Source organism: Streptomyces sp. NPDC045778, assembly GCF_056431945.1.
This window is the reverse complement of sequence record NZ_JBWKJZ010000058.1, coordinates 1-18,735: the sequence shown is the minus strand read 5'-3', so window position 1 is coordinate 18,735 and position 18,735 is coordinate 1. Positions and strand designations below refer to the sequence as shown.

General features: G+C 69.9%; 19 protein-coding genes and 1 pseudogene. 13 read left to right on the top strand and 7 right to left on the bottom strand.

Features of this window, described 5'->3' with window-relative positions; genetic code table 11:
• Nucleotides 1-61: 61 nt before the first annotated feature.
• Both AC07GB_RS38660 and AC07GB_RS38655 read left to right on the top strand, forming a co-directional pair.
• Nucleotides 62-457 carry a DUF2267 domain-containing protein gene (locus tag AC07GB_RS38660; RefSeq protein WP_478854064.1) on the top strand — a complete coding sequence of 132 codons (396 nt, stop codon included), beginning with the start codon at nt 62-64 and terminating at the stop codon, nt 455-457.
• 54 nt (nt 458-511) lie between these two features.
• Entirely contained in the window at nt 512-949 is a 438-nt protein-coding gene (locus AC07GB_RS38655; protein ID WP_478854062.1) for a DUF2267 domain-containing protein, read from the top strand.
• 66 nt (nt 950-1,015) lie between these two features.
• Here the strand turns inward: AC07GB_RS38655 and AC07GB_RS38650 are convergent, their stop codons facing one another.
• From AC07GB_RS38650 to arsM, 3 genes are all read right to left on the bottom strand, one after another.
• Entirely contained in the window at nt 1,016-3,148 is a 2,133-nt protein-coding gene (locus tag AC07GB_RS38650; RefSeq protein WP_478854060.1) for a glycosyltransferase family 4 protein, read from the bottom strand.
• Nucleotides 3,145-4,500: an RICIN domain-containing protein gene (locus AC07GB_RS38645; protein ID WP_478854058.1), complete on the bottom strand. Its 1,356-nt coding sequence runs from the start codon at nt 4,498-4,500 to the stop codon at nt 3,145-3,147. Before AC07GB_RS38645 ends, AC07GB_RS38650 begins: the two co-directional genes overlap by 4 nt.
• 243 nt (nt 4,501-4,743) lie before the next feature.
• Nucleotides 4,744-5,625: an arsenite methyltransferase gene (gene arsM / locus AC07GB_RS38640; protein ID WP_478854056.1), complete on the bottom strand. Its 882-nt coding sequence runs from the start codon at nt 5,623-5,625 to the stop codon at nt 4,744-4,746.
• A gap of 107 nt (nt 5,626-5,732) precedes the next feature.
• On the opposite strand from arsM, the gene AC07GB_RS38635 reads away from it, so the two are divergent.
• From AC07GB_RS38635 to AC07GB_RS38625, 3 genes are read left to right on the top strand one after another with little or no spacing between them, the layout of a single operon-like run.
• Nucleotides 5,733-6,173 (top strand): ArsR/SmtB family transcription factor, encoded by a 441-nt coding sequence (locus tag AC07GB_RS38635; protein WP_478854054.1) that lies wholly within the window; start codon nt 5,733-5,735, stop codon nt 6,171-6,173.
• A complete protein-coding gene (gene arsB, locus AC07GB_RS38630) occupies nt 6,170-7,288 on the top strand; it encodes an ACR3 family arsenite efflux transporter (RefSeq protein WP_478854052.1) in 1,119 nt (372 codons plus the stop codon). The genes AC07GB_RS38635 and arsB overlap by 4 nt, the downstream gene beginning before the upstream one ends.
• Nucleotides 7,281-7,694 carry an arsenate reductase ArsC gene (locus tag AC07GB_RS38625; RefSeq protein ID WP_478854050.1) on the top strand — a complete coding sequence of 138 codons (414 nt, stop codon included), beginning with the start codon at nt 7,281-7,283 and terminating at the stop codon, nt 7,692-7,694. The genes arsB and AC07GB_RS38625 overlap by 8 nt, the downstream gene beginning before the upstream one ends.
• A 282-nt stretch (nt 7,695-7,976) precedes the next feature.
• Here AC07GB_RS38625 and AC07GB_RS38620 read toward each other — a convergent pair whose 3' ends face one another.
• Complete coding sequence (locus AC07GB_RS38620; protein ID WP_478854048.1) at nt 7,977-8,846, bottom strand: AraC family transcriptional regulator; 870 nt, start codon at nt 8,844-8,846, stop codon at nt 7,977-7,979.
• Between AC07GB_RS38620 and AC07GB_RS38615 the strand changes: the two genes are divergently transcribed.
• The 3 genes and pseudogenes from AC07GB_RS38615 (at nt 8,742) to AC07GB_RS38605 (ending at nt 9,995) form a co-directional block, all read left to right on the top strand.
• A complete protein-coding gene (locus tag AC07GB_RS38615) occupies nt 8,742-9,194 on the top strand; it encodes a dihydrofolate reductase family protein (protein WP_478854046.1) in 453 nt (150 codons plus the stop codon). The genes AC07GB_RS38620 and AC07GB_RS38615 overlap by 105 nt on opposite strands.
• A gap of 101 nt (nt 9,195-9,295) precedes the next feature.
• Nucleotides 9,296-9,721 (top strand): annotated as a pseudogene (locus AC07GB_RS38610) (dihydrofolate reductase family protein); the annotation flags it as partial.
• 61 nt (nt 9,722-9,782) lie between these two features.
• A complete protein-coding gene (locus AC07GB_RS38605) occupies nt 9,783-9,995 on the top strand; it encodes a DUF4287 domain-containing protein (protein ID WP_478854044.1) in 213 nt (70 codons plus the stop codon).
• Nucleotides 9,996-10,259: 264 nt separating this feature from the next.
• Here AC07GB_RS38605 and AC07GB_RS38600 read toward each other — a convergent pair whose 3' ends face one another.
• Complete coding sequence (locus AC07GB_RS38600; RefSeq protein ID WP_478854042.1) at nt 10,260-11,027, bottom strand: helix-turn-helix domain-containing protein; 768 nt, start codon at nt 11,025-11,027, stop codon at nt 10,260-10,262.
• A 574-nt stretch (nt 11,028-11,601) separates the two neighbouring features.
• On the opposite strand from AC07GB_RS38600, the gene AC07GB_RS38595 reads away from it, so the two are divergent.
• Together AC07GB_RS38595 and fabG are read left to right on the top strand one after the other, a co-directional pair.
• A complete protein-coding gene (locus AC07GB_RS38595) occupies nt 11,602-11,790 on the top strand; it encodes a hypothetical protein (protein WP_478854041.1) in 189 nt (62 codons plus the stop codon).
• A 306-nt stretch (nt 11,791-12,096) separates the two neighbouring features.
• The gene (gene fabG / locus AC07GB_RS38590) at nt 12,097-12,894 is read left to right on the top strand and encodes a 3-oxoacyl-ACP reductase FabG (protein WP_478854039.1); all 798 of its coding nucleotides are present in this window, start codon (nt 12,097-12,099) and stop codon (nt 12,892-12,894) included.
• On the opposite strand, the gene AC07GB_RS38585 is transcribed toward fabG, so the two are convergent.
• Complete coding sequence (locus tag AC07GB_RS38585) at nt 12,878-13,465, bottom strand: SMI1/KNR4 family protein (protein WP_478854037.1); 588 nt, start codon at nt 13,463-13,465, stop codon at nt 12,878-12,880. The two genes, fabG and AC07GB_RS38585, sit on opposite strands and share 17 nt — an antisense overlap.
• Before the next feature lie 728 nt (nt 13,466-14,193).
• Between AC07GB_RS38585 and AC07GB_RS38580 the strand changes: the two genes are divergently transcribed.
• Nucleotides 14,194-16,197 carry an alkyl/aryl-sulfatase gene (locus AC07GB_RS38580; RefSeq protein WP_478854035.1) on the top strand — a complete coding sequence of 668 codons (2,004 nt, stop codon included), beginning with the start codon at nt 14,194-14,196 and terminating at the stop codon, nt 16,195-16,197.
• Between the two features lie 21 nt (nt 16,198-16,218).
• On the opposite strand, the gene AC07GB_RS38575 is transcribed toward AC07GB_RS38580, so the two are convergent.
• Nucleotides 16,219-17,334, bottom strand: a complete 1,116-nt coding sequence (locus AC07GB_RS38575) for an acyl-CoA dehydrogenase (protein ID WP_478854033.1) — start codon at nt 17,332-17,334, stop codon at nt 16,219-16,221.
• Nucleotides 17,335-17,732: 398 nt separating this feature from the next.
• Here AC07GB_RS38575 and AC07GB_RS38570 point away from each other — a divergent pair, with 398 nt between their 5' ends.
• Nucleotides 17,733-18,068 (top strand): hypothetical protein, encoded by a 336-nt coding sequence (locus AC07GB_RS38570; RefSeq protein ID WP_478854031.1) that lies wholly within the window; start codon nt 17,733-17,735, stop codon nt 18,066-18,068.
• Nucleotides 18,069-18,184: 116 nt separating this feature from the next.
• Nucleotides 18,185-18,550: a hypothetical protein gene (locus tag AC07GB_RS38565; RefSeq protein WP_478854029.1), complete on the top strand. Its 366-nt coding sequence runs from the start codon at nt 18,185-18,187 to the stop codon at nt 18,548-18,550.
• Nucleotides 18,551-18,735 lie beyond the last annotated feature (185 nt).

The window sequence follows — 18,735 nt, the reverse complement described above, 5'->3', positions numbered from 1 at the left end:
CCGCACCCCCCGTGAGCAGTCCCTGGACAAACGGGCGGCGAGAAGGACGGGCGGCGGCGAGATGACCCTGCGACGCGAGGCGTTCCTCGACCACGTGCGGGAACGCGGCACGTACGACACCCCGGAAGAAGCCGAGCGCGCGGCCCGCGTGGTGCTCGCCCTCCTCGGCGCACACCTCGTCGGCGACGTCCGCGCCCAGCTCGCGGCGCGCCTGCCGGAGACGTACGCCCTGATCCTGCTCAACCCGCTGCGCAGCGCCGAGCCGCTGTCTCCGGAACGGTTCGTCCGCGCGACCGCCGCGTGGATCGAAGGCGCCAGCGAGCAGACCGCGGCCTGGGACGTCAGCGCCGTGCTGTCCACCGTCGCCGACGCCGCCGGCGAGGACCTGCTGGGCCAGATCCTGCTCCAGCTCCCCGTCGGCTACGACCTGCTCTTCGGCCGCCCCCAGCCCACCTGACCACCCCGCACGCCGGTGCCCGCACACCGGCCAGAACCAGAAAGGCACTACCCCGTGATCTCCGACCGGCACGCACCGTCCCAGCAGTCGTACGGGGCGGCGTACGAACAGATGCTGGAGAAGGTCCGCTACGAGGGCGCCTACCCCACCCGTGAACGGGCCGACGAAGCCGTCCGCCTGGTCCTCGCCGGCCTGGGGCGCCAGTTGACCGGCGACGAACGCGTCGACCTGGCCCGCTGCCTGCCCCTTGAAGCCGCACGCGTGCTGACCGCGCAGATCCCCGACCCCCGGCCGCTGACCGGCTGGGCCTTCGTCAAGGACCTCGCCGCCCGCACCGGCGCCTCCCCCGCCACCGTCCGCTGGGACACCGGCTCCGTCTTCTCCGCCGTCGCCGCCTCCGCCGGCTCCGACCTGCTCACCCGCATCCTCCACCAGCTCCCCTCCGGCTACGCCCTGCTGTTCGGCCGCGCCGAACTCACCACGGCCGCGTAGGCGGCGTACGACGTCCTCGGGGCGGGCACGACGACCTCGCGTCGCCGTGCCCCCACTGGTGCGCGTTCATGAACACGCTCCGTCGACCCGGGCTTCGTCGCGCAGGAGCACCAGCGCCAGGTTGTTGTTCGTGGTGAAGTAGGGGCGCACGGTGGCGGCGGCGCCGGCCTGGTCACCGAGTTGCCCGGCGGCCGGATACACGTCGGTTCGCTTGCGGCTGATGACGTCGCCGATGACGCGGGCCACAGGGACCAGCTCGGCCCCGGGGGACGGACGGAGTGCCACGTCCCAGGTTTCCGGCGCCCCCTTTCCCGCGTCCAGCGCCCGGGCATACGCCAGGGAGAAGCGGAACCGGGCCGCCCCTGACGTCATGACGTCGGCCTCGAAGGCGGTGGACGGATCATGACGTGGTACGGCGATGACGCGCGGGCGCTGCCCCGGGGTGAACTCCGTGCCGTACAGCGTGCCTTCGACCGAGCACGACGTCGCCTCGGTGGTCACGGTGCGGGCGTCCGCGTGCGCGGGGCGGCACCAGGTCCGCACGGACAGGTTGTTCTTGTCGGTCATGTAGGGGATCCACCAGCTGAACGGCGTTCCCGGCAAGGCCTTCAGGCTCAGCAGCTGGTGCTGCTCCACCGTCGCGGCGGCGACGCGCCGCCGCGCCCCGTCGTCCGAGCGGATGACGTGGAGGTCCCAGCGGCCTTCGGCGAGCAGGTGGGCACGGCGTTCCAGCACGGCCGTCCAAGGGCCTTCGTCGGTGTCGGGCTGCCGCAGCGGAACCTCGACCCGGTGGTCGCCCCGGCCGTCGGATCCTCGTAGCGTCGCCGTCATCGTGAACGCGCTGCCGGGCATCCCGGCCCGGTCCAGGCGCATGACGAGGTCGCCCGCGGCGTCCACGGAGCAGGTGGACCGCGGGCGCAGGGCGCCGAAGCCGGCCGGGCGCAGGCGCCCGGCCTTGCGGACGGCCTCGCACACGGCCCGCCTGGCCGCCGCCCGGGCACGCCCCGCACCGGCGACAAGGCGGCAGCCGAGGGGGGTAGGGGCAGGCGTGGAGGCGGTGCGCAGCTCGGCGAAGAGTTCCTCGTAGCGCCGGGCGATGTGGTCGGGCGCGTACCGTTCGGCGTTGCGCCGGGCGGCGTCGCCCATGGCGTGGCGCAGGTCGGCGTCCTCGATGAGCCTGATGAGTCCTCGGGCGACGGCTTCGCTGTCGCCCGCGGGGACGAGCAGACCGTCTTCGCCGTCCCGGATGATCTCGCCGGGTCCGTGGGGGCAGTCGGTGGCGACCACGGGGGTGCCGCACTGCATGGCTTCCACGATGGTCATGCCGAACGACTCCTCACGCGAGGTGACGGCGGCGATCGCCCCCTTGGCCCACTCGGTGGCGAGTGAGGGGGTGGCGCCCATCAGGAAGGCGTGGTCGCTCAGGCCGAGTTCGTCGATGCGGGCCCGGAGCGCGGCGTGCTTGGGGCCGCGTCCGTAGATCCGGAGCTTCCACCGCGGGTGCTCGGCGACGACGGTGGCGAAGGCGTCCACGAGCAGGTCGTACCGTTTCACCGGGATGAGGCGCCCGCCGGCGATGACGAGCGGTGCCCCGCGGTCCGACGCCGTGGTCAGGGGCGGCGGCGGTGAGGCGTTGGGGACGGACACGATCGGGGTGCCCGTGTCCGCGAGATGCCGGCGGTGCGTGACGGCGTCGGCCTCGCTCACGGTGGTGTGCGCGTCCAGCGCGGCGATGGCGGCGTCCTGGGCGGCGCGGATGCCGGGCTCATGCGTGCCGTAGACCCGGTGTTCCTGACCGATTTTGAGGTAATGGCCGCGGCCGAACGCGGCCAGGTAGATCACCAGGCCCGGTCTGGTGGCCACCACCACGTCGGCGTCGGTACGGCCGAGGAACTTCGCCACCCGTTGATCGGTCAGCCTGTCGAAACCCGCTCCCCGCGCCTCGACGGGAGGGACCAGCGCCGTGGGTTCGGCAAGGGGTTGACTGCCGAGGTCGCTGCGGGGCGCGTGCGGACGCAGGTCGATCAGCGGCCGCAGCCGGACTCTTCCGCTGAGCGGCAGACTGGGTCTGTCGTGCGTGCGCCGGATGCTGACGATCTCGACGTCGTGGCGCTCGGCGAGCGCACCGGCGGAATTGAAGGTGGCGCGGACGGTGCCACCGATTCCATAGGCGTTCTGCAGCAGAAACGAGATTCTCATCGAGCCTTGTCCACGTCCACATCGGCGCTCTGTCGAAGACGGCGGGTGAACCAGCGCTGCCCCGGGTCCGCTGTGCTACAGGCGGCCAGCCGCAGTCCGGGGCCCGGCCGCAGCAAGTCGTCCTGGGTCAGGCAGCCCCCGCTGGTGCGCAACTGCCCCCGGCGCGTGATCGCCCACCGGGCCGATCCGCTGGTGCAGGGGGCGAGCACGGGTGCCCCGCCCCTGAGCCGGACGCAGCGGTGCCGGTCCCCGCTCCCGGCCTCGGCCTGAAGGACGCCGTCCTCGAGACGCCAGCGTTGGCGGCCGGTGCCGGTGCAAGGGGCGGTGCGGAGTGCGTCGCCGTCCTGGGTCAGACACAGATCGGAGCTGGTGAAGCCGGAGGCCGTGGAGCCGATCCAGGAGGCGATGGCGCCGGGTTGCGGATCGGGTGCCTCGCGTGCGTACTGCCGCTGAAGCCATCGCACGTACTGCGCTCTAGCCTTTCTCGTGGGTGGGCAGTAGTGCCCCGGACAGTCGCTCACCCTCCTCCTGTCGTGAACGTAGTAATGCTCGAAGACGGTGGTCTTCCGGGCGATCTGGGCGGCGCGCAGGTTGGGCGGCCGAACTGCGTTTCCGTATCCCTGGTATCCGATCAGGCGAGGAGTTCTTCCCTGCGGGCGCGCCCGGAGTGTCGCCAGGCGAAGGTAACGGGCGGTGACCGCGTGGTCGTTGTGGTCGGCCCACGCCTTGCCGGACGGCTTCAACGCGGTGTTGGCGAAGTCCAGCGTGCGCACGGTGCCGGGCCGGAAACGCTCGACGAGGGCGGCCAGGGTGCTGATCAGAGCCGGTTCCGTGTACCGGGTGGAGCTGTCGACGGCGCCGAGTGTACGGATCCTCGACTGGAAGAGCGCCAGCAGGCTCTGCCGCCGCGATGTCGTGCTGCTCCAGCCACCGTCGGGCAGGCGCAGGAACATCAGTTGGATGTCCGGCCGGAGCGGTCCGTTGTCCAGGCGGACACCATGCAGGGTGCGCCCGCCTGCCTTCACGGGTGAGGCCTTCCACGGGCTGGGCTCGCCGGGGCGCATGGGGCGTCCGGCGAGAGCACTGTACGCCTGCTGCGCACCCAGTTCGCGACGGACGGCGTACCCTCCTGACCACGCCAGACGGGCGTCGCCCGCGGTCACGTACACGACGCGGAGGCACTTCCCGCTGTCGAAGTCCTCGACGATCGCCGGGTTGATGAACAGGAGATCGTCGTCCTGGTGGGCCACCCCGACCAGGGTCGTGTCACGGCACTTCGCGCCACCGGGCGAAGGGGCCGGCGGGGGCAGCATGAAAGCCAGGGCGGCGAGACCGGTGATCAGAATCGGCACCTGTAGACGTGGGCGAATCACCTGTAGACGTGGGCGAATGTTGCTCGACTCCGCTTCTCACTGAACGCTTCTCACTGAAGCCGGGGCCCGAGAAGGAAGGGTCCGGCGCTGAAGCTAGAACGAGTCGGGCTGCGGAACGTCACACGTTCGCCGACCGCGCCGCCCGGCTACGCCAGGGCCGAGGCGAGGCTGCGGGGTCTCCCCTGGAGATCTCTCCCTTCTGCCTCTCTCGGTCTGCCTGGCTCAGCCCTGGCAGCCGCAGCCTGACGCCGTCTCGACCTCGGTGGCGGAGGGGTTCTCGGACTGTTCGGCGGGTGTGCAGCAGTCGGTGCCCCCGCAGCAGCTGTCCGCCGCCGTGGGCTGCCCGGCCGTGGGAGTGGTGGGCTTGGTGGCGCGGACGATGGCGGAGTGCATGCCGTCGGCGACCGCGTGGGTGGGGGTGATCTCGATGTCGGTGAACCCGGCGGCTTCCAGGCCCTGGCGGTATTCGGTGAAGGAGAGGGCGCCGGCGATGCAGCCGACGTAGTCGCCTCGCTCGGCCCGCTGGGCGGGCGACAGCATGTCGTCGGCGACGACGTCGGAGACACCGATACGGCCGCCGGGCCTGAGGACGCGGAAGGTCTCGGCGAAGACGGCGGACTTGTCGGTGGACAGGTTGATCACGCAGTTGGAGATCACGACGTCGATCGTGTCGGCCGGGAGGGGGATGGCTTCGATGGTGCCCTTGAGGAACTCGACGTTGGCGGCGCCGGCCTTCTGCGCGTTGGCCAGGGCGAGAGCGAGCATCTCCTCGGTCATGTCCAGGCCGTAGGCCTTGCCGGCGGGGCCGACGCGGCGGGCGGAGAGCAGGACGTCGATGCCCCCGCCGGAGCCGAGGTCGAGCACGCGCTCGCCTTCGTTCAGGTCGGCGACAGCGGTGGGGTTGCCGCAGCCGAGGGAGGCCGCGACGGCCTCGGCGGGCAGTTCGTCGCGGTCAGTGGCGGCGTAGAGGGTGGAGCCGAAGTTCTCGTCGACCTCGATCGCGGACGGGCCGCAGCAGGCCGTGCCTCCTTCGGCGACCTGGACGGCGGCCGCGGCATAGCGTCGGCGGACGGTCTCGCGCAGGTCGGTGTTCTGCTCGCTCATCACGGTGACTCCTCGCGAAGGGCCCAGGTGTGTGGCCCGGACCGGTCTGCATTGATGTTCCTCGATGCAACCTTGCGCTCTGGATTGAAAAACGTCAACATAGAAGCATGTCGAAACAAGAGCTGGTGGTGCTCGGCCAGGACAGTGCCGTGGGGTGCTGCCCGACGCTGCTGAGCGCGCCTATGGACGAGGACCAGGCCGTCGAGCTGGCCAAGGTGTTCAAGGCCCTGGGCGACCCGGTGCGGATCAGGTTGCTGTCGATGATCGCCTCGCGGGAGGGCGGGGAGATCTGCGTCTGCGATCTGACCCCGGCCTTCGACCTGTCCCAGCCGACGATCTCCCATCACCTCAAGCTGCTGAAGCAGGCCGGTCTGATCGCCTCCGAACGGCGCGGGACGTGGGTGTATTACCGGCTGCTGCCGGAGAAGACGGACCGGCTCGCCGCGATCCTGACGCGTCCTGGCAACGCGGGTGTCAAGCCCCTTCACCCCCTTGATGAGGGCGTCGAGGGTGCCGGGGGCGCCGAGGGCGCCGGGGCCGCCTCGTGAGCAGGACGACCACCGCCCCGGGTGACTCGGTGGCCGGACGGCTGTCGCTGGTGGACAGGTTCCTGGCGGTGTGGATCCTGGCCGCGATGGCCGCCGGTCTCGGGCTGGGCCGCCTGGTCCCCGGGCTCGGGGACGCGCTGGCGAAGGTCACCGTCACTGGCGTCTCGCTGCCGATCGCGCTCGGTCTGCTCGTGATGATGTATCCGGTCCTCGCCAAGGTCCGCTATGACCGCCTGGACACCGTCACCCGCGACAAGCGCCTGCTGATCCCGTCCCTGGTCATCAACTGGATCCTCGGCCCGGCCGTCATGTTCGCCCTCGCCTGGATCTTCCTGCCCGACCTGCCGGAGTACCGGACCGGCCTGATCATCGTCGGGCTCGCCCGGTGCATCGCCATGGTCATCATCTGGAACGACCTGGCCTGCGGCGACCGCGAGGCCGCCGCCGTCCTCGTCGCCCTGAACTCCGTGTTCCAGGTGCTCGCCTTCGCCGCCCTGGGCTGGTTCTATCTGTCCGCCCTGCCCGGCTGGCTCGGCCTGGAGCAGACCAGTCTGGACGTATCGGTGTGGGAGATCGCCCGCAGTGTCCTGATCTTCCTCGGCATCCCCCTCATGGCCGGGTTCCTGACCCGCAAGCTCGGCGAGAAGGCCCGGGGACGTGCCTGGTACGAGTCGAAGCTGATCCCGAGGATCGGCCCGTTCGCCCTGTATGGGCTGCTGTTCACGATCGTGGTGCTGTTCGCCTTGCAGGGCGACGCGATCACCTCGCAGCCGTGGGACGTGGTGCGGATCGCACTGCCGCTGCTGGTGTACTTCGCCGTGATGTGGGCGGGGTCCATGGCCCTGGGCAAGGCCGTCGGCCTCGGCTATGCCAAGGCGACGACGCTGGCGTTCACCGCCGCGGGCAACAACTTCGAACTCGCCATCGCCGTGGCCATCGCGACGTTCGGCGCGACCTCCGGGCAGGCCCTGGCCGGTGTCGTGGGCCCGCTCATCGAAGTGCCCGTGCTGATCGGCCTTGTCCATGTCGCTCTCGCCGCCCGCCGCTACTTCCCCGAATCCGAACCCCTGCCGGCCCCTGCGGCTGCTCCCGAGGAAGGTCCCGCCCGTGTCTGACACCGCTTCGAGGCCGTCGGTGCTTTTCGTGTGCGTCCACAACGCCGGACGCTCGCAGATGGCCGCCGCCTTCCTCACGGACCTCGGCCAAGGCCGCGTCGAGGTCCGCTCGGCCGGCTCGGCCCCGGCCGACGCGGTGAACCCCGCCGTCGTGGAGGCCATGGCCGAGGCCGGGATCGACATCTCCGCGGAGATCCCCAAGGTACTGACCACCCAGGCCGTGCAGGCGTCCGACGTCGTGATCACCATGGGGTGCGGGGACGCCTGCCCCGTCTTCCCCGGCAAGCAGTACGTGGACTGGAAACTCGACGACCCGGCCGGGCAGGGCGTCGACGCGGTCCGCCCGATCCGCGACGAGATCGAACGGCGGGTCCGGGGGCTGCTGGAGGATCTGCTGCCCCGGTAGCCGAGTAGCCGAGTATGGACGAACGCGCCCAGGGGCCCTCAGCTCGGCTCTTGTCCTCGCTGGTCGAATGATTCCTCGAACTTGATCCCTCGTAGTGACAAGTGCCGTTCAGCAGGGCGGCCTTCGGTTGATCCCGTGCCCCGTCACAGAGGCACCGGATCAACCGAAGGCCATGGAGGTGAGTCTGCTGGATCACGATGCCACGCGGGAGCGGTCCGGGCTGCTGTCGCCCTTCCGTGCGGGGTCGTACGCGTCCAGCGCTCAACCGCGTCCGGCGGAGCGTCAGGCCGGTTCGACAGGCAGCCACAGTTCGCAGGTCGCGGTGCTGAAGTCGTCCGCGCGCTCAAGGATCGCGACGATCGAGGGACCCGGTCGCAGCCGCCACGGGTTGGAGGGGAACCACTCGGTCGCGGTCGCCGCCCACGCCGTCTGCAAGGCCTGAGGGTGCGGTCCGCCGGTACGGAAGACCGCCCACCTGCCAGCCGGCACCTCGATGCGGTCGAGGCCGTCCGGGACCCCCGTGTCGTGGGCGAGGGCCACGCCGTGCAGGTAGGTCAGTTCGCTGCCCTCTGTGCCGTCGGGGTCGAGGTCGTCGGAGACCTGGAGCAGACCTTCCGGTTCGGTGTCACCGAGAGCCTTCAGCCGCAGGTGTTCCTCCTGCGGCAGTGCGGCGATGTGCCGCACGATGTGGGGATTGACGCCCTGGTGGATGAGCGGGACCCGGGTCGCGTGTCCGACGAGCCGGAACCCGGGGCGGTCGATGAGGCGGGTGTCCATGGGGGTACTCCCTTCAACGGTCAGGCGGAACCTGAGCTGCGGTTGTGTGCGCAAGGGGCCTCCGTCGCGGCGTACGTCACCGGGGCCGGCGCCGTGGACCGCACGGAACGCGCGTCCGAACGCCTCACCCGAGCCGTATCCGTACCGGACGGCGATGCTCAGCAGATCACCCTTGCCCCGCACGACGTCGGCGGCGGCAACGGTCATGCGCCGCCGGCGTACGTACTCCGACAGCGGCATGCCCGCCAGCGACGAGAACATCCGGCGCAGGTGGTACTCGGTCGTGCCGAGCGCCCCTGCCAGCCCCCGCACGTCGGGATCCTCCGCGAGGTGCTCCTCGACGAGGTCGACGAGCCGGTTGAGTGCCGAGATCACAAGGCCTCCCTTCGACGTCAACCCTGGCAGCGGCCACCCCGGCCGCGCCCGACCGTTCCGAACCGATCCGATCACCCGTCCGGACTGACAAGCAGACACACGCCCGGCCCTCTGGCCGCTCCGCCCATCGCACGCTCAGCCACAAAAGTGTGCCAAGGCTCGATAGTTGTCATCGGCAGAGTGTCCGAGCACGGGCTGATCGACGAGTACCAGATCTTCGTCCACCCCGTCGTGCTCGGCGGCGGCAAGCCCGTCTTCACGCCGGGCGGGCGCTTCGACCTGACCCTGGCCGAGACCCGGACCTTCTACTCCCAGGTGGTCCTGCTCCGTCACGAGCGGACCAGCTAGGCCCGCGTACGAGCCGTCCGGTGGGCGGGCTACGACCGATGAACTTCTCCGCGCCCGGCAGTCAGAGAACACGGCTGGTGCACCGCGCGAGCGAGCGCGACCGGCGCAGACAGCGGCTGCTGCTGGGGCGGGTCAGTTACGAGGCGTTCAGCCCGGTGTGGCCCGACATGGAGGACTTCGCGGACTACAAGGTGATGCCGAAGTACGTCGTCTCCACCACCCTCGCCGAGTCCGACCTGGTGGCGAACTGGGGCGAGACCTCGATCCTGCGCACGCTCGACGACGTCGCCGCCCTCAAGGAGACCGACGGCGGCCTCATCATCATCCACGGCAGTGCCACCCTCAACCAGGCCCTTTCCGACGCCGGCCTGATCGACCGCTACCATCTCCTCGTCTTCCCCCTCCTCCTCGGCGCGGGCAAGCGCCTGTTCAGCACCACGGACAAGGACACCCGGAAGCTCAAGCTGATCGAACACGAGGCATACGCCAACGGCCTCCTGAAGAACGTCTTCGACGTCATCCGCTGACCAGGCTCGCGCACCCCGCCGTACGTCACCGACAGCACACCGAACGAAGGGCACACCTCACATGGCCGCCGAAGTCAAAGGCCCCGCCAGCTACTTCCCCTCCATCGAGAAGAAGTACGGCCGTCCGATCGCCGAATGGCAGGACCTCATCCGCACCTCCCCCCTGACCAAGCACATGGAACTCGTCGCCTGGCTCAAGACCGAACACGGCCTGGGCCACGGCCACGCCAACGCCCTGGTGGCGCACACCCTCGCCGGAGCGAAGGGCGACTAGAACCTCGGTACGCAACGACGGTGACGATGCCCTGTTCGACCAGATCGCCCTCGCCCGCACCCCGGCAGCCCTGCCGAACCCGCCGCTGCCCCGGTAGACGTGACGGGCCCCGGTTCTCGGGGGACGAGGGGCCGGGGTGGGCCGGGCCCTCGGCGAAGGCCACCCCCGTGAGGTGGGCCTGCGTGCGGAAGGTGTCGACGGTGAACAGCACCTCCTGCCCGTGCCGCTCGGCCCCGCCCTCGCGCAGGGCTGCGTTTTCGCTGGTCACGGCAGCGAGGGTGGTGGTGTGGTGCGTGTAGTGCGGGCGCGGCGGCTCAGCTGGAGCAGCGCGGCGCTGGTCAGGTCCGCGGCGCGGCGGACGTGGTCGGCCAGGGCGGCCAGGCGTGGGGCGTCGAGCACGGACGCGCCGACCGCGGCGACGATGGTCCCGTCGGGCGCGTACACGGGTGCCGCCGCGGTGTGCACGCCCAGCGTGTCGAGGTGGCCGACGGCCAGGCCGCGGTCGCGGGCCCGGATGAGGAGCCGGTCCCATTCGCGGGCGGAGTACGGCGGCGGCGGATCTGTCCGGGGGGTGTCGATGGACATGATCTGTTCGGCGACCGATCCGGGCGGCAGCAGTGTGCCCGAGCCGCAGGGCAGGACCTCTTCGACCTCGCCGAGGATCCCGCACATGATCATGGCGCGGTCGGTCTCCACGACTGTCAGGCCGATGCTGGTGCCCGGCGCGAACGAGGCCAACTGCCGCAGCGGATGGCCCGCGGCCAGGCGCAGCGTCCGCCCGGAGGACTGCCAGGACTGGCCGAGCCGGAACATGCGCGCACCCATCCGGTAACGAGTGCCCTGGCGGCGCACGGCGCCGAGCGCGACGAGCTGATCCAGCAGCCGGTGCGCGGTGGCCTTGGGCAGATCGGCCCCCGTCGCCAACTGCGTCAGACCGGCCTCCCCCACCCGGCCCAGCTCCTCCAGCAACGCGAACGCGCCTTCCAGCACACCACGGCCACCGCTTCCGCGCGCGTCTGACCTGCCGTCCACCGCTCGCTCCTCCCCCGTGGGCCCGGCGCTACACGCGTAGGTCCGCGCAGCGGACCGAACCCTGGCCGTGCCGCTCGTGCTCGGAGACCCTCTTTCACGCAGGGCTCGCGCACTACATCAATTGCACTCGCCCGCGTTCGAGGGGGGCAACATCATGGAGAGCACGCCGCTGCCCGGGAAGAAGCGCAGAAGCCTACGCAAGGCACGATCTCGCGCCGGCAGGCGACCTCTCGTCGACCGCACCACGCACGCCGTCGCGGCACTACTCGCTCCGGCTGCCACGCCGCACGCGGCGCGCCATGGCTACATCTAAGCGTGCGTCCGCCTGGCCCCTGCCGCCGAAGACTCGTGAAGGGGACATCCTCGTCGGGTGGGCCCCTACGACGTGTGCCATTCCCGGCCAGGGCGTACGGGTCTGAGGTGGTCAGCGGTCTGAGGCCCCCTCGCGCACCTAAGGCCCCCACCCACTGGAAGATGCGGAACCTTCCCAATGTGCCGTACCCCCCTGGGAAGCGAAAGTGGAGTCATCGCACAGAGCGAGACGAGACACCGAGCACCACAGGGGGAAACGACAATGTTCGACTACGAACTCCACCAGTTCCGCGCCGCCGAGCTGGCCCAGCAGGCCGCCCGCCACCGGCTCGTACGAGAAGCCCTCAAGGCCGCGAAGCCGCGGCGCCGGGTGCTCGGCCGGGAGGGGGCCGAGGCCCGTCTGACAGCCGAGAACACCCGCCGCAGCGACCGCTACACCCGCGCGGCCTGACGTAGGAGGTTCGGACTGGCCTTCGATGCGGTGCGGCAGGGCCTGGGCAACGCCTCATCAGTCGCCGGGGCCGAGCTGCGCACCGATCGGCGAAGCCAGTTGCCTCGTCCTGTGTCCTGACCGTACGCAGGGCTTGCCTCACCACGATCCCGCCCGGGCCTCTCCCGTCGGCGGGAGTCGTCCGCCACGGCTGAATGCATGCCATGGAGGCCCAGGTTCCCCCTACGGTGGCCTTGCCCCAGGGTCGCCCGATCCGACGGGGCGTACCGGAAAAAGGCGACGAAGGACGGCGAGGTACTCCACCGCATGAGCTTCACTCCCGGCACTTCCTGGCAGGACCGGTCCGTCATCGTGACCGGCGGAACGCGCGGTATCGGGCGCGGCATCGCAGAACTCTTCGCCCGGCAGGGCGCGGCGGTGGCTCTCACCGGCAGGGACGCCACGACCGCCGGAAAAGTCGCCGAGGACCTCGCGAGGGCAACCGGCGGCCGTGTGTGCGGCCTGGGGGTGGACCTGCGCGACCCGGAAGCGATCGAGGCGATGGCGGCGGAAGTGGAAAGCCGTCACGGGCACGTCGACGTGTTGTGCGCGAACGCCGGGATTTTCCCCGAGAAGCCGCTGCGGGAGATGACGGCCGCCGACATCGACGACGTCCTTCAGGTCAATCTGTGCGGGTCGATGCTCGCGGTGCGGGCCTGCCTGCCCGCCATGGAGCGGACCGGCCACGGCCGCATCGTGCTCACCTCCTCGATCACCGGCCCGGCCACCGGCTTCCCGGGCTGGTCCCACTACGGCGCGAGCAAGGCCGGCCAACTCGGCTTCCTGCGCGGCGCGGCCCTGGAACTAGCCCCGCACCGCATCACCGTCAACGCCGTACTGCCCGGCAACGTCCGTACCGAGGGCCTGGACGCGATGGGCGAGGACTATCTGAGGCGCATGACGTCCTCCGTCCCCCTGGGCAGGCTCGGTGAGACCGCGGACATCGCCCACGCGGTGCTCTTCCTCGCCTCCGACGAGGCCGCGTTCATCACAGGCCAGACCCTCACCGTCGACGGCGGCCAGACCCTGCCGGAGTCCCTGGACGCCCTCACCACCACTGCGTGACCGGTCGCCCCGGCGGATGTGAGAGATGGGCCCGCGCAGGGCTGCTCTCACTCAACCGGCAGCTGTCATGGGGCACTTGGACTTCGGATGAATTCCCACTCCAGTACGTCCTCGTCGACGGCGACGGCGCGGAAGTTGTTGGCCACGGCGGCCTCCCTCGAATCCGGCGAGGTGGTGACCTCTGGTCGATCACGAGGCAGTCACCGGCGCCGTCGGCAGCGAAGGGAACCCACTGGTGGTGCCACCAGGGTCCGCAGTCCGCCTCGGGGTCACCGCCGTCAGCCACGTCAGGCGCGGCGGCGTGGATGCGGGTGCGCTGCTGCCATTCCTCCGTGATGCCCTGTGTGTCCAGAAGCATCCAATACGGTGACAGCAGGCCACGAGTGCCTGTGCCGTTGTGTCGCAGCAAACACTCGGTCAACACCTCGGGGAAGGCCTGACCGATGGCTTGCTCGGCCGCGGCGACGGCCGAGCGCGTCGCGGGAGGTTCCAGCGCGGCGGACGTGCTGGGCGCGTACCGGGCGAGCCACGTCTCGATACGGGCCCAGGACTCGGATATCGACGAAGTCACTCTCGGATCATGTCAGTACGTCGTCACATTCCGCGGGTGAAGTGAGACAGACGCGGGGGTGCGCTTTGAAGCAAGGCGCGGTGTCCTTGCACGATGGTCCGCGGCGGCAGCGGCGTCAGCTGGGGCGTCGACTTCGTAGCGCCTCCGCTCTATGCCGCGTCGGCCAGCCAGCGCGGGACCGCCTCCCTCGTCGCGGGGGCGCCCGCTCGCCGAAGCAGCCTCAGCCAGAGGCTTGTTGAGGGCTTGGTGACTGCCCGCCTTGCCGAGGACGACCTGTTCTCCTTGAACGCGAAGTCTCGCCACGGAAGTGGGCTAGGGCCTGTCCGATGGGTCGGTGCCAAGCCACCGTGCTGCCGTGGCTGCATCCCCACGGCCCGGCCAGGGTCCACGTACAACTCGCCAACGTGCGCCCGTAGGTGACGGGACGTCACTCTCAGCCGCGCCACACCGACATCACCGATCCGCACGAGCGGTCGACCAGGCCGGACACTACCGCCGCCGTCGCGGACGACACGGTCTACGGAGCCACGTCAACGACTGGAGCGAACTGGCCGGTTTGCCCCCTTTTCGCGTAGACCAAGGGAATGACATGGTCGCGTGACCGGACCGATACGTACCGTGGTCCCTTGTGTACGTCTGGGGCTCCAGGGCCGGGATCGGAATCCGAATGGGAGGGATTTCGCCGTTTCATGCCTGGGCGCGTCCCGGGCAGATGAAGGGAGAGTCCGTTGACCGGTCTGCCGACTGACACGTCTCAGCCCGCGACTTCGCTGACCAGGGACCTGAACGCGGCGGTGGTGGTCCCGCCCCCGGATCAGGACGCGGAGGCGCGGCTCGCGGAGCGGGGGCTGATCGCGGCGCTGCCCGCGGACTTCACCGTGGAGCGGGAGGGTGGCAAGGCGCCTGCCTGGAGCCTGGCCCCGTACGCGTTCCTGACCGGGGACGCCCCGGACACGGTCAACCCGAGCCTGTGGCGCAACGCGCTGCTGAACATGAAGGCTGGTCTGTTCGAGGTCGTCGAGAACGCGGTCTACCAGGTCCGGGGCATGGACTTGTCGAACATCTCCTTCCTGGAGGACCCCACCGGCGCCTCCCAGGAGGTCGTGGTGGTCGACCCGCTGATCAGCGCGGAGTGCGCGGCAGCCGCGTGGAAGCTGTACCGCGAGCACCGGGGAGAAGACCGCACGATCCGGGCGGTGATCTTCACCCACTCCCACGTGGACCACTACGGCGGCGTGCTGGGCCTGTTCGAGAGCGGCCGACTGCCCGAGGGAGTGGACGTCATCGCCCCGGAAGGGTTCCTGGAACACTCGGTCAGCGAGAACGTCTACGCGGGCAACGCGATGCAGCGCCGGGCGATGTTCATGTACGGGCCACTGCTTGAGCGTTCCGCCCAGGGGCAGGTCGACGCGGGTCTGGGCAAGAGCATGTCGTCGGGCTCCACGGGCCTGCTGCCGCCGACCTACACGGTCACCTCCGAGGTGGCCAAGCCCGGTCACGTCGTCACGTTCGGGCCGGTGAACCTGGAGTTCCAGCTCACCCCGGGGACGGAGGCCCCGGCGGAGCTGAACTTCTACCTGCCCGACGTCGAGGCGGTGTGCATGGCGGAGAACGCCACGCCCACCCTGCACAACCTCTACAGTCTGCGCGGCGCCCAGGTCCGGGACGCCAAAGCGTGGTCGCAGTACCTGAACCAGTCGATCGAGTGGTACGGCGACCGTTCCACGACGCTGTTCGCCTCCCACTTCTGGCCCCGGTGGAACACGGACGAGACACCGGACGCGATCGTCTCGTTCCTGACCAGTCAGGCGGACCTGTACCGCTTCCTGCACGACCAGGCGCTGCGCCTTGCCAACCAGGGCCGCACGATGACCGAGATCGCCGAGGACCTCGACGGCGGCCTTCCCGAGAGCCTGGCGGGGCAGTGGTTCAACCGCGGTTACTACGGCACCGTCAACCACGACCTCAAGGCCGTCTACCAGCGCTATCTGGGCTGGTACGACGGCAATGCCGCCCACCTGCACCCCCTGCCTCCCGAGCAGGCGGGACCCCGCTATGTGGAAGCGATGGGCGGGGTCGCCAAGGTCGTGGAGCTGGCCCGGCAGGCGTTCCGCGACGCCAAGAGCGCCGAGGACTACCGGTGGGCCGCGGAGCTGCTGTCCCACGCGGTGTTCGCCGACCCGACACACCGGGCGGCCCGCGCGCTGGAGGCGGACGTCCTCGAACAGCTCGGCTACCAGGCGGAGAGCGGCCCCTGGCGCAACTTCTACCTCGCCGCCGCCCACGAGCTGCGCACCCGGCCCGCGGACGGCACCCCGCCGAACCTGCCGTCCCCGCAGATCATCACCCAGCCCGTGCTGGAGGCGATGCCCCTGGAGATGCTCTTCGACTACTTCGGCATCCGGCTCAACGGTCCGGACGCCGCCGGCCACCCCCTCACCCTCGGCTTCAAGGTCACCGACGGTATGACCGGCGATCCCAGCCACTGTGTGGTCCGGCTCCGCAACGGCGTCCTCGTCTACACCCCGGGCCTCATCGACCCGCGGAACACGGACGCCACCTACACCCTGACCCGCGCCGGCCTGAACCGTCTCGCCATCGGTCAGGCCACGCCCGACCAGCTCGAAGCCGAGGGCGCGCTCACCGTGGACAGCGGCACCCTGGACCCGTTCAACACCCTCAACGGTCTGCTGACGACCTTCGACTACTGGTTCGGCCTGGCCACCCCCTGATCCTCTGACTCCCTCGGGAGATCAGCCCAGGGTGAGCGGCCCGTCGGCCAGGTACGCGGCCAGGGGGCCGGTCATCCGGGGCCGAGTCGGCGGGCGCAGGATCAGGCCGTTGGCACAGGCGGCGAGGTGGTCGACCTCTTCGCGGGGCGTGGAATCGGCGTCGCCGAGCAGTGCGACGGCGTGCGGGACCACCCGGGAGAGGGTGTCCTGCACGCCGTACCGGACGTACAGCGCCTGGGCGAGCGTCGACTCGTCCGGGCTGCCGTCGTCGATTCGGCGGGCGACGCCTTCCGCGGCCAGCATCGCGCCCTCGGTCTCCACCAGCAGCCGGACCCGCTCGGACTCGGGCACCTGGTCGTCGAGAAGCACCCGCTCGACGAGTGCGGTGGCGGCGCCGAGGCAGCTGCCCGTCATCAGCAGTTGCAACCAGGCGAAGCCCGTGGTCAGCAGGGCCTCCAACTGCCCGTCGAGGGACGAGGTCCGCACCAGCAGTTCCGGCGGAACCAGTACGCCGTCGAGGGTGACCTGCTCGCTGTCCTCCCCGGCCCCCGTCGCGGTGACGCTGATGCCCTCGCTTTCGGCGGGCACGAGCGCCATGGCCAGTTCGTCGCCCGAGCCGTCCGGGCTGGAGACCGTGACACTGACGGTGAGCACGTCCATCTCCCGGGCCAGGCGGCCCGCGCGCGTCACCCCGCTGATCCGCACCCCGTCTGGCACCAGCGTGGCGGTCATCGAAGGGGAGAGGATTCCGGCGCCGGGGCGCTCCTCGACGAGGCCGGGCGCCACGAGGCGGTTGCTGGAAGCCACACCCTCCAGAAGCATCCGCTCCAGGCCGTCATCGGGGGCGGCCAGAGCGATCAGCGTGGCTATCGAGAAGTGATGCGTGGCGGTGGCCAGGGCCAGCGACGGTGCCCTGCTGCCCAGTGTCCGCTGCACCCTCAGAGCGTCCAGGGCGGTGGCCCCCCGCCCCTGGTCGGCCGTGGGCACCAGCAGCCCGGGGCCGCCGCATTCTCGGAAGAGCTGTAGACCGGAGCCCCCGGGGTCTTCAAGCTCCATGAGGGGCACCGTTCGCAGGCACTCGTCCAGGTCCGGCAGCAACTTCGCCAGCGAGGCGCGTTCCCGCTCCAGAAATCGCATGTACTCCCCCACTCTCCGGGGCCGGGACAGCCCTGACGGCAGGGTACGTGAGCAGCGCTGCGGCGTGAGCTGCCGTGGCCTGTAAGGGAGTTGGGATGGCCGGGAAAGGACGCCTCGGCGCGGCTATGGGCCGCCTCGCCGGAAGCGACGCGGGCACGGCGTCGGCGCGCTGGAGCACTTCCTCCGTTCCTCGCCGGGCGAGGCGCATCTCCCGGGTTCGTCGGCGCCTCGGCGATCACGGCGCTTCCGGCCGGAATGGGGTCGAAGTTGAAGGGGCCACGCACATGGCCGGTTTGGGGTGCTGTTTTCCTCCCGGCCGACTCCTAGGCTGGTCCGCCATCGGTGAAAACTCGTCTGCCCGGTCACCAGATCTCGATCGGCGTGGGAAAGGGAGACGCGTGACAACCCAAGACTTCACGAACGACATCGACACCATCCTGTGTGTGGGCAACGGCTATTGGATCTTCAAAGGCAATAAGTGTTTGAAGACCAATATGGCCGGCGACAAGCTGATGGTCGATGAGATCGACATCACGGCCAGCGGCGCATGGCCGGTGCTGGCGGGCACGCCATTCGAGCGTGACCTGGACGGCATCACGTTCTCCAACGAATCGGGCTATTACTGGTTCCTCAAGGGGAACTTGTGCATAGCCACCAACGGCGGCGGTGACCAGGTCGTCTGCTCGCAGCGAAGGATCGCCGGCGAGGGCGGATGGCCGGTACTCAACCAGTAGGCGCGGGTCGGCTTCGAGGTGCGGGTGCGGTTTCGCCGCGTGCGGCACGTGGAACCCGTGCCCGTTCTCATCTGATCCCAGGCCGTGCCGACGTTGAGGGGCAGGCCATCACCAAGGTGTACAGAAAGTTCAAGAGCCAGGGAGAAGCCCTGGACATACTTGAGGACGCGGTTCTGGTGGATCGCAGGTCCGACCTGTCGCAGGCGCTCAACGCCGCCTATGACGGGCGCGGGAAATACTCGTGCAAAATCATGGTTGACGGCAAAGAAGAGGAAGTGTGGCACGCCAGCGCCGGAAAACAGGCGGTAAGCAGCGTCACGCTGTTCTACTTCCCCAAGGTGCCTGCCGCCGAGTTCAATCTGATCGCCCTGGCGAAACACATCACCGATACGTTGTACGAAATCGACCCGGACTACGGACAGGAAGACTTTCCGTACAAGAAGGGGAAGAAAGTCGGGGTGGACGGTCGCGGCGAGCGGTGACGGTGGGCAGGAGATCCGCCCGGGTCAGTCGAGCGTGGGGTTTTCCAGGCGCCCGGCAAGGGCGCCGGGGCCGCCCGTGGGAAGGCCGGGCCCGGCGCCCTTCGCTCGCCCACCACCCACCCCCCCCAGGTTTCGGGGGGTAGAAACAAAAGGAAAAAACCCCTTCCCTCGAGTGTTCGTCTTGG